The sequence below is a fragment of the Streptococcus sp. genome (assembly GCF_019414905.1).
Lineage (GTDB): Bacteria > Bacillota > Bacilli > Lactobacillales > Streptococcaceae > Streptococcus.
The window spans coordinates 1-9130 of record NZ_DXLC01000262.1; the positions used below are offsets into that span (position 1 = coordinate 1).

Annotated in this window: 10 protein-coding genes and 1 tRNA gene; 4 read left to right on the plus strand and 7 right to left on the minus strand. The window is 42.8% G+C overall.

All coding sequences use genetic code 11. The annotated features are described in order from the left end of the window. Nucleotides 1–735: (S)-acetoin forming diacetyl reductase (locus QZ359_RS07930; RefSeq protein WP_293965321.1), on the plus strand; the 735-nt coding region annotated here is incomplete at its 5' end. A 107-nt stretch (nucleotides 736–842) separates the two neighbouring features. Here the strand turns inward: QZ359_RS07930 and QZ359_RS07935 are convergent. Further along, nucleotides 843–1634 (minus strand): DUF2785 domain-containing protein, encoded by a 792-nt coding sequence (locus QZ359_RS07935; RefSeq protein WP_293965329.1) that lies wholly within the window; start codon nucleotides 1632–1634, stop codon nucleotides 843–845. 11 nt (nucleotides 1635–1645) lie between these two features. Beyond that, complete coding sequence (locus tag QZ359_RS07940) at nucleotides 1646–1978, minus strand: helix-turn-helix domain-containing protein (RefSeq protein ID WP_000182730.1); 333 nt, start codon at nucleotides 1976–1978, stop codon at nucleotides 1646–1648. Between the two features lie 150 nt (nucleotides 1979–2128). On the opposite strand from QZ359_RS07940, the gene QZ359_RS07945 reads away from it, so the two are divergent. Next, nucleotides 2129–2518 carry a nuclear transport factor 2 family protein gene (locus QZ359_RS07945; protein WP_033679800.1) on the plus strand — a complete coding sequence of 130 codons (390 nt, stop codon included), beginning with the start codon at nucleotides 2129–2131 and terminating at the stop codon, nucleotides 2516–2518. Nucleotides 2519–2685: 167 nt separating this feature from the next. Here QZ359_RS07945 and pepF read toward each other — a convergent pair whose 3' ends face one another. From pepF to QZ359_RS07970, 5 genes are all read right to left on the minus strand, one after another. Next, on the minus strand, nucleotides 2686–4482 hold the full coding sequence (gene pepF, locus QZ359_RS07950; RefSeq protein ID WP_293965324.1) for an oligoendopeptidase F: 1797 nt from the start codon (nucleotides 4480–4482) through the stop codon (nucleotides 2686–2688). Nucleotides 4483–4492: 10 nt separating this feature from the next. Continuing rightward, nucleotides 4493–5236 carry a 16S rRNA (uracil(1498)-N(3))-methyltransferase gene (locus QZ359_RS07955; RefSeq protein ID WP_001188188.1) on the minus strand — a complete coding sequence of 248 codons (744 nt, stop codon included), beginning with the start codon at nucleotides 5234–5236 and terminating at the stop codon, nucleotides 4493–4495. A 1-nt stretch (nucleotide 5237) separates the two neighbouring features. After that, nucleotides 5238–6188, minus strand: coding sequence for a 50S ribosomal protein L11 methyltransferase (gene prmA, locus QZ359_RS07960; RefSeq protein WP_000451170.1), 951 nt, complete (start codon nucleotides 6186–6188; stop codon nucleotides 5238–5240). Between the two features lie 137 nt (nucleotides 6189–6325). After that, nucleotides 6326–6754, minus strand: a complete 429-nt coding sequence (locus tag QZ359_RS07965; RefSeq protein WP_173304503.1) for an NUDIX hydrolase — start codon at nucleotides 6752–6754, stop codon at nucleotides 6326–6328. Between the two features lie 9 nt (nucleotides 6755–6763). After that, nucleotides 6764–7234 carry a DUF3013 family protein gene (locus QZ359_RS07970; RefSeq protein ID WP_000257127.1) on the minus strand — a complete coding sequence of 157 codons (471 nt, stop codon included), beginning with the start codon at nucleotides 7232–7234 and terminating at the stop codon, nucleotides 6764–6766. Between the two features lie 115 nt (nucleotides 7235–7349). Here QZ359_RS07970 and QZ359_RS07975 point away from each other — a divergent pair, with 115 nt between their 5' ends. Together QZ359_RS07975 and QZ359_RS07980 are read left to right on the plus strand one after the other, a co-directional pair. Beyond that, nucleotides 7350–8621 carry a replication-associated recombination protein A gene (locus QZ359_RS07975; protein ID WP_293965327.1) on the plus strand — a complete coding sequence of 424 codons (1272 nt, stop codon included), beginning with the start codon at nucleotides 7350–7352 and terminating at the stop codon, nucleotides 8619–8621. Nucleotides 8622–8885: 264 nt separating this feature from the next. Next, a tRNA-Lys gene (locus QZ359_RS07980) sits at nucleotides 8886–8958 on the plus strand. Nucleotides 8959–9130: the final 172 nt, after the last annotated feature.

A 9130-nucleotide genomic window follows, 5' to 3' on the forward strand; every position in this document is an offset into this window, starting at 1 on the left:
GGTCAAGGAATCGGTTTTGCAATCGCAAAACGATTGGTTCAAGATGGCTTTAAGGTAGGAGTCTTAGACTACAATCCCGAAACAGCTGAAAAAGCTGTTACCGAATTATCAGCTGAAAATGCCTTTGCTGTCGTGGCCGATGTTTCGAAACAGGCAGAAGTTGCACAAGCATTTCAAAAAGTTGTTGACCATTTTGGTGATTTGAATGTTGTCGTAAATAACGCTGGTGTTGCTCCAACTACTCCTCTTGATACAATTACTGAGGAACAATTTACACGCACTTTCGGTATCAACGTTGGTGGTGTCATTTGGGGTTCACAAGCTGCACAAGCGCAATTTAAAGCACTTGGCCACGGAGGTAAAATTATCAACGCAACCTCTCAAGCCGGTGTAGTCGGTAACCCAAATCTAACTGTTTATGGTGGAACAAAATTTGCTGTTCGCGGAATTACGCAAACATTAGCACGTGATTTAGCAGACTCAGGCATCACTGTTAACGCCTACGCACCAGGTATTGTGAAAACACCAATGATGTACGACATCGCTCATGAAGTTGGTAAAAATGCAGGAAAAGATGACGAGTGGGGTATGCAGACATTTGCAAAAGATATTACTCTAAAACGTCTATCTGAACCAGAAGATGTGGCTGCAGCCGTCAGCTTCCTTGCAGGACCAGATTCAAACTACATTACAGGACAAACCATTATCGTTGATGGTGGTATGCAATTCCATTAAGATATAGGAAAAGAGGTTGGAAAATGATTCAACCTCTTTTATTATTTTTCATTATTAGTTAGGAGGACACAATAGAAACTCTTTCAATAAGTAATATTAGCTAATCTCTAGTATTGAAAAGACTGGATAGCTTCTTTCAAGTCATCTTGTAAACTATTTCTCTGGTCAAGTTGGACATATACTTCCAACAGACAGGATCTGAAGTTGGAAAATTTATAAAAATCTTCCCTTTCTTCTATCGGAAAGTCAACAGCTTTTATCCAAGAAGCTACTTGCTCTTGCTCCAACTTCCCTTGTAAAATAGGTTCATAGATCACTCTTGCTAAACGCCAGTCCTCATCATCTGTAAAGCGAATCGAAATTCTTTTAAATAGTTGGCCAAGTATATCAAATACTTCATGAACTCTGTTTTTAGGAAAGTCTGGATGACAAACCACCTCTGTCAGTAAATCGGCTCCATGTGCAAAAGCGTGAACCCAACCATACTGACTTGAAAAACCTGTTGTATCCTTTTCTTTTGAAAGATAATACAAACCTTGATTTAAAAGGACATTACGAATTCCTGCATTTAATTCCTGATAAAAAATCGATTGCTGGTTGGCATCCGCAGACAAGAGATTTACATAAATAAGCGCCTTAAAAGAACGTTCAAGGGTTGACAGTCCTACCTTATCAATCTCTTTATCTAACCCTCCATCAGATGAAATCCCTTCAGCAATGAAATAAAATTGTTCCTGTGTAAATAGTTCTTCCTGAATCCCTCTAGCAAAGCTTGTAAAAACAAGGTCATCACGAATTTCTGGAGAAGGATCTCCCAAATGATCAAGTAGCCACTGGATTTCTTCCTGATGATAACTTGGTTTTTCTTCTGCTATTTTTCTTAGTAACTCTTGATACATGGTCAATACCTCTACATTTCTAGCAACTTGATATAATCTAGACCCCATTTCTCGACAGCATCTAAAACAACTCTGAATTCCTGCCCCATTTCGGTTAAGCTGTACTCAACTCGTGGTGGAACTTCGGCATAGACCTTTCGTTGAACAATCTTATCCTTTTCTAATTGACGGAGATGACGGGTCAAAATAGTTTGAGTAATCCCAGGCAATAATCTTTGCAATTCTTTAAATCGTTTAGTACCCGTACTCAACTGATAAATGATTACCAGTGCCCATTTCCCCGTTAAAACCCTCTGCGTTGTCGCAAATGGACAAATACCATACTCACTCACTTTATTTGTCATAAAATATCTTCTTTCTATTTTTTAAAAAAAATTTATCTTTTAGTATCAATAATAGTACCACTTTTGATACTAGCTATCAAAAAAGTGTCTACTTGTTTTTTTATTTGTAACTGTTACAATTATATCATAAAAAAGAAATGGAGAATAGATATGTCAACAAACTTAGAAATTTTCAACGCTTATAACCAAGCTTTAATTGCTGGTGACTTTCCTGGTGTCTTTGAAACGATGGCAGACGATATTATCTGGCATCAACCTGGTACTCATAGTATATCTGGTACAGTTGTTGGTAAGGACAAGCTAGGAACTCACCTGGCTACATTTGCTGAGAAAACTAATGGAACCTTTAAGGTGATAACAAATTGGGTTTCTGACAATGAGGATTTAATCGCAGCTAATGTTACTTTTCTTGGAACACGGGCTGATGGTACTGAACTCAATATGAACGGGATTGACCTCTTCCGCATTGAAGACGGAAAAATCAAAGAAGTTTGGCTCTTCTCTTCAGATCAAGCTGAAGAAGATAGCTTTTGGGGATAATTTAAGAGGCTAGGACAAAAAATTTTGATTTTAGGAATTCTTTATTATAAATTTTTAAAATCGATAGATTAGAAAAAAAGCGAACAAGACAGAATTTTGAGTATCAGATAACTCGTTTTGTTCGCTTTTTTATTTAAGGTTAGACTTTTGTCCCAGACTCTTTTAATTTACTCTCTCAACTGGGCACTGTAGGCGATAATCTGGTCAACTGTGTCTGACAAGAATTGGATAGTATCACGGAGTGGTTTGTCTGTTGAAATATCAGCACCGATAATCATGGCTGACTCAAGTGGTGTCTTGCTACCACCTGATTTGAGGAGATTGAGCCAGTCTTCAGCTCCAGTTTCTGAGTTTTTAAGATGGAGGTAACCAGCTGTCGAGATCACAAGTCCAGCTGAGTAAGTGTAACTATACAAGCCCATGTAGTAGTGAGCTTGGCGCATCCAAGTCAAAGCTGCATCGTCGTCGATTTCAATGGCATCGCCCCAAAAATCTGTCAAAACTTCCTTCATAATACTGTTGAGTTTACTTGCTCCAAAGGTTTCCCCTTCTTCAATCAATGTATACACCTTACGCTGGAAGGCTGCTTCCAAGAGGTGAGTAATGAAATTATGGAAGTAGGTGTCTGTCAAGCGGTGAGCCAGAGCGAAGCGTTTTTGACGTGGGTCGTCAGACTGGTACTCTAAGTAGTCACTGAGGAGCAATTCATTGAAGGTTGACGGTGCTTCGACATAGTAGGTCGACATGTGGGCGTTGAAATAGCTTTGGTGATTGTCTGAAAAGATAAATTGACCAGAATGCCCGATTTCATGAATCAAGGTATAGACATCGCTCAAACGACCTGTCCAGCTCATGAGGACATAAGGATGCACGCGATATGGGTCCGCCGCATATCCGCCAGAATCCTTGCCACTGTTGGCAGCAAAGTCCACCCAGCGCTCTTCTTGATAGCGAGCAACTTCCTGACAATATTCTTGTCCCAAGGGTTCTACCGACTTCATGACCAAATCATAGGCATCGTCAATAGTCACTTCAGGATTCAGGGCGCTGTCCAAGTCCAATTTCCAGTCTGCAAAGCTCATCTTTTCAAGACCATTGACCTTGGCAACATGCTTGAGGTATCTCTGAGCAACCGGCGCAAAATCCTTCATGATGAGGTCAATCTGGCGGTCAAACATGGCACGGTCCACTTCCTGCTCAGCCAGAAGATAATCAAAGACTGAGTCGTAACCTTTCATATCTGCCAGTAGTTTTTCAGACTTGACTTGGGCTAGATAGGCTGCTGCAGCCGTATTTTGGTGCTTACGAAGACCTTCTGAGAAGGAACGGAAAGATTTCTCACGGACCTCAGCATCCTCATGGTTTTGGTAGAAATTTTCATAGGTCACAAAGCTGTTTTTGTAGGTTTTTCCATGAACTTCAAAGTCATCCATTTCGAAATCCCCAGCTCGCATCTTAGTGTAAATATCCTGCGGACTGTAGAAAACCTCGCCGAGATTGGTCAAGGCCTTCTCCACATCAGCCCCTAGATAGTGGGCTTTTTTGATTTTGGCCTGACGAATGGCAGCTGTTAAATGAGGCAATTTACCCAAACGGTCCAAGACTTCCTCATCTGCTGCCACCAAGGCATCGTCAAAGAAGGTCAGAGCTACGCTGGCGTCTGTTTCAAATTCCATCCCAGCTTGGGCAATGTTGGCAAATTCGTCATTGCTATAGTCTGTCGTCTGAGGCATAAATCCATAGTTTCCAATATGGCTCATCTGAATGTAGATTTGTTCCAATTCTGCAAAGGCCTTTTCAAAATCCTCAAAAGTATGAAGATTACCCTTGTAATCACGGCTAAATTGGTTGATGTCTCCGCGAGCCTTCTCGATTGCACGCAAGAAATCCTCACGGTCTTGGTATAGGGCTGTTAAGTCCCAAAGTTCCTTTTCTGGAAATTCTGAACGGTGTTTTTGTTCCATTTTCTTCCTCTTATTTCTCTAATTCTAATAAAACACTAAGGGCTGATAGGGCATAAAGTGGTGCTGTTTCTGCTCGCAAAATACGAGGACCAAGTCCTGCCAATACCGCTCCTTTAGCTTCAAAACTCTCAATTTCTGCAGGTGACAAGCCACCTTCTGGACCAAAGATAAAGAGCAATTTGTCTCCTTTCTCGAGTCCAGTAACTGCTTGTAAAAGCGCAGCGCTTTCTCCTTCTTTGGCCGACTCTTCATAAGCCACTACGACGCGGTCAAACTGGTCCAATTGAGCTAGAAAGTCTGCTTTCCTTTCAAAAAGCTGGATACTTGGAACAACATTACGCTTACTTTGTTCTGCCGCTCCAAGAGCAATTTTTTCTAGTTTTTCAACCTTTTTACCCAATTTCTTGCCGTCCCACTTGGCGACTGACCAATCGGCAGGAAAGGCCCAGATTTGGCTGGCACCCAGTTCGGTTACTTTTTGAGTGATAAACTCCAGCTTGTCCCCCTTGGGAAATCCAGATGCAATGGTCACTTGAACGGGCAGTTCCACATTGTCATCTAGTTCTTCTACCAATTCAAACTGACGAGCTTCCACATCCACTACACGCGCCAAACGCTTGATGCCATCATCAAAGACCAAGGTCACCTCATCATCTTCTTTCAAGCGCATAACCTGAAACATATGCTTGCTGGTTTCCTTGTCCTCGATGGTGACAGGGGAGATAGCACTGCCTTTGACAAAATACTGCTGCATGCTAGCCTCCAATCACACCGGAAATATCCTTGGTTTTCTTGAAGACACAGGCATTCCATTCCCCTTGAACCATGTGGGTTTCGAGGAAAAATCCAGCCGACTCAGCCGACTCGCGCACCATGTCCCACTTGTCCTTGATAATCCCACTCATGATGAGGTAGCCTTCGTCCTTGACCAAGCGGTAAGCATCCTGTGTCAAATGAATAAGAATATCCGCCAAGATATTAGCCACAATCACATCTGCCTCAATCTCCACACCCTTAAGCAAATCTCCTGCTGCTACATGGATGTTTTCCATACCAGGGTTGAGCTCAATATTTTCCTGAGCAACACGAACTGCTACATCATCCAGGTCGTAGGCAAAGATTTCCTTGGCACCAAGTAGCGAGCTAGCAATAGAGAGAACCCCTGAACCAGTCCCCACATCTAACACAGTTTCCCCACCTCGAAGAACCTGCTCCAAGGCAAAGAGACTCATCTTGGTAGTTGGGTGGGTTCCTGTCCCAAAGGCCATGCCTGGATCTAGCTTGATAATCTTTTCTCCCGCAGTTGCCTCATAGTCAGTCCAAGACGGCACGATGGTCAAATCATGAGTGATACGAGCTGGTTCATAGTATTTCTTCCAGTTGTCTGCCCAGTCTTCCTCAGCCAAAGCAGTTGTCCCCATCTTGACCTCACCCAAATCCATAAAATCTGCCAATTCTGCTAAGCGAGCCTGCAAGTCCGTCTCAACCACTGCCACGTCCACCGTTTCAGGATAGTAGGCTGTCACTACGATTTCTTCTTGCTGCTCAACCTCTGGGAAAATCTCGCCAAAACGATCCACATTTCCCACATAGTCCATACTGTCTTCGATTGCGACTCCTTGCGCTCCCAGCTCAATCAAGAGATTGGAGACTAGCTCCTCCCCCTCACGCTTAACTGTAACTTTTAACTCTTGCCATGTTTCCATATTTAAGATACCAAGCCCGTAAAACACAAAACCAAAATAGGAACTTCTCTGAAGACGCTTGTGTCTAAAAGAAGTTTATCTTTTTGGCACCGTGTTTAGGGCGGGTTCAGTTTAGAAATTTAACTGAACCATCCTTTCTAATCACTTACTTTTAAATAATCTTTTAATCTCTCTTGCAACTGAGGTACAACTTGACTGGAGCTAAGAAATTCCTCGACATTCATCAGCTGATAGCCCTGTCCTTCATCTCCAAAGGTGATACTGTCAAACTGATCCTGACTTAACTGACCGACTAGAAATACAGATTGTTTATCCGCAAAAAGCATACTTGGATAAACCTTACTCCAAAGCAGATAATCCTCAGTCAGATGAATTCCCAGTTCTTCATAAACTTCACGCGCCACGCACTCAAAAGGACTTTCATCACCTTCACGTCCACCGCCTGGAAGTTCCCACATGTTGGGCCAGGGAATGCTTGTCTTATCATCGCGTAAGATAGTCAGGAGCTTATCCCCACAAAACAAAGCAATCTTACAGCCTGTGAAATCAGAAATTTCTAGTTCCATGTCAAACTCCTAGTATCTCGGATAAGGATAAAACTCTCCCTCTTCCAAGCCGACTTTTCCTTCTTCAAAGACTTCTTGGTTCCATTCCATGACGAATTCTTCTGCTTCTGGGTCTTCCAAAAAGTCCATGAGGGCATCTAGTCCAACCTCGGCAGTATCTTTGAGGAATAGCGCAAAATAAGCTAAGAATTCGCGGGAAAATCCTTTTTTAGGCAAGTAAGGGATGACAGTCAAATAGTCTTCCTCATTGACTGTTGATTTAGCAGGATTGTAAAAAAGCACTGCTTCTTCAAAGAGGATATCTTCTGATGAAACCTCTCCGTCTTCATCCACCATCTCCACGCCTGCAGCATTTTGCGCTTCTAACAAAAAACTCACTTCAACCGCGTGGTTGCGCTTATCCCAACTAATCTCAAAGTCAAAAGGAAAATTCTTCTCCAACTCTTCCTCTAAAACATCTAAAAATCCGTATGTTGCCATTTTGTCCTCTTTCTATGCGACTCTTTAATCGCCCCGATTGCTCGGAAATATGCTAAAATAGATACTACCATCTTACCACATATACATCAGAAAATCTACGTTAGAAAGGACTGCTATGCCAGACAATCTCGCGCTTCGCATGCGCCCTAAAACCATCGACCAGGTCATCGGTCAGGAACATCTGGTCGGACAAGGAAAAATCATCCGCCGCATGGTAGAAGCCAACCGCCTGTCCTCCATGATTCTCTATGGCCCTCCGGGAATCGGCAAGACCAGTATTGCCTCTGCCATCGCAGGGACTACTAAGTATGCCTTTCGAACTTTCAATGCGACAGTTGATAGTAAAAAACGACTGCAAGAAATTGCGGAAGAGGCTAAATTCTCTGGTGGTCTCGTCCTATTACTAGACGAGATTCATAGACTAGATAAAACCAAGCAAGACTTCCTCTTACCTCTCTTGGAAAGTGGTCTGGTCATCATGATTGGCGCTACGACTGAAAATCCTTTCTTCTCTGTCACTCCTGCCATTCGTAGCCGTGTTCAAATTTTTGAGTTGGAACCTCTGTCTAACCAAGACGTCAAAGAGGCCCTGCAGATAGCTCTAAGTAACCCTGAGCGTGGTTTTGATTTTCCAGTAGAACTAGATGAGGATGCGCTGGATTTCATTGCTACCTCTACAAACGGAGACCTTCGCTCTGCCTTCAACTCACTTGACTTGGCTGTTCTTTCTACTCCCGAAAATGACAAGGGCATCCGCCATATCACTCTAGACATCATGGAAAATAGCCTGCAGCGAAGCTACATCACTATGGATAAGGATGGAGATGGCCACTACGATGTCCTCTCAGCCCTGCAAAAGTCTATCCGTGGCTCAGATGTTGATGCCAGTCTTCACTATGCTGCCCGCTTGATTGAGGCTGGTGATTTGCCAAGTCTCGCTCGTCGTTTGACTGTTATCGCTTATGAAGATATCGGTTTGGCCAATCCTGAAGCCCAGATTCACACCGTGACTGCTCTGGATGCTGCCCAGAAGATTGGTTTCCCAGAAGCCAGCATTCTCATTGCCAATGTCGTCATTGATTTGGCCCTTTCTCCAAAATCCAACTCAGCCTATGTAGCTATGAATAAGGCTCTTGCCGACCTCAAAACATCAGGGCACTTGCCTATTCCGCGACACCTGCGTGATGGGCACTACAGTGGAAGCAAGGAACTGGGGAATGCCCAAGACTATCTCTATCCACACAACTATCCTGGAAATTGGGTCAAGCAAGACTATCTACCAGAAAAAATCCGCAATCATCACTATTTCCAAGCAGAAGATACTGGTAAATATGAACGGGCTTTGGCTCAAAGAAAGGAAGCTATCGACCGTTTGCGAAAAATCTGAAATCCTTTTCAAAAAATTGCACTTTCCTCTTGATTTTTTTTGAAAAAGTGGTATTATATAAACATAGAAACGCTGTGGTGTACGACTTCACACTTAAGTGTTGACCGACTATTTTTTGTATTATTAGGGAAACAAAAGTCTTCTAACAGCATGTAGGCCGTCTCACACGGAAACAGCTTCAGTTAGAGCGAGTTGCCCACCTGCTTAATTGCGCGGGTTCAATACAAACCGTGAAGTTTCGGCACCAATACAGCTTTTTTCTTTGCCTCCTTAGCTCAGCTGGCAGAGCAGCGGACTCTTAATCCGTGGGTCACAGGTTAAATCCCTGTAGGGGGCATCTAAATACAACAGGAAAAGCCTTGATTTACAAGGCTTTTTTGCTTGTCTATAACTGATTTACCCCATCATTTGTCCCACATTTTAAATCTATCTTTTCTTTTTGAATCAAATTACATCTTTACAAATAGTGTAAAGCCAGTTACTTTTGCTTTGATGCCATACAATATTTT

What these genes read in the sequence shown, in the direction of transcription:
- QZ359_RS07935 (WP_293965329.1), bottom strand. Translation starts at nt 1,634, where the DNA reads ATGTATCAAGAGTTACTAAGAAAAATAGCAGAAGAAAAACCAAGTTAT.
- QZ359_RS07940 (WP_000182730.1), bottom strand. Translation starts at nt 1,978, where the DNA reads ATGACAAATAAAGTGAGTGAGTATGGTATTTGTCCATTTGCGACAACG.
- QZ359_RS07945 (WP_033679800.1), top strand. Translation starts at nt 2,129, where the DNA reads ATGTCAACAAACTTAGAAATTTTCAACGCTTATAACCAAGCTTTAATT.
- pepF (WP_293965324.1), bottom strand. Translation starts at nt 4,482, where the DNA reads ATGGAACAAAAACACCGTTCAGAATTTCCAGAAAAGGAACTTTGGGAC.
- QZ359_RS07955 (WP_001188188.1), bottom strand. Translation starts at nt 5,236, where the DNA reads ATGCAGCAGTATTTTGTCAAAGGCAGTGCTATCTCCCCTGTCACCATC.
- prmA (WP_000451170.1), bottom strand. Translation starts at nt 6,188, where the DNA reads ATGGAAACATGGCAAGAGTTAAAAGTTACAGTTAAGCGTGAGGGGGAG.
- QZ359_RS07965 (WP_173304503.1), bottom strand. Translation starts at nt 6,754, where the DNA reads ATGGAACTAGAAATTTCTGATTTCACAGGCTGTAAGATTGCTTTGTTT.
- QZ359_RS07970 (WP_000257127.1), bottom strand. Translation starts at nt 7,234, where the DNA reads ATGGCAACATACGGATTTTTAGATGTTTTAGAGGAAGAGTTGGAGAAG.
- QZ359_RS07975 (WP_293965327.1), top strand. Translation starts at nt 7,350, where the DNA reads ATGCCAGACAATCTCGCGCTTCGCATGCGCCCTAAAACCATCGACCAG.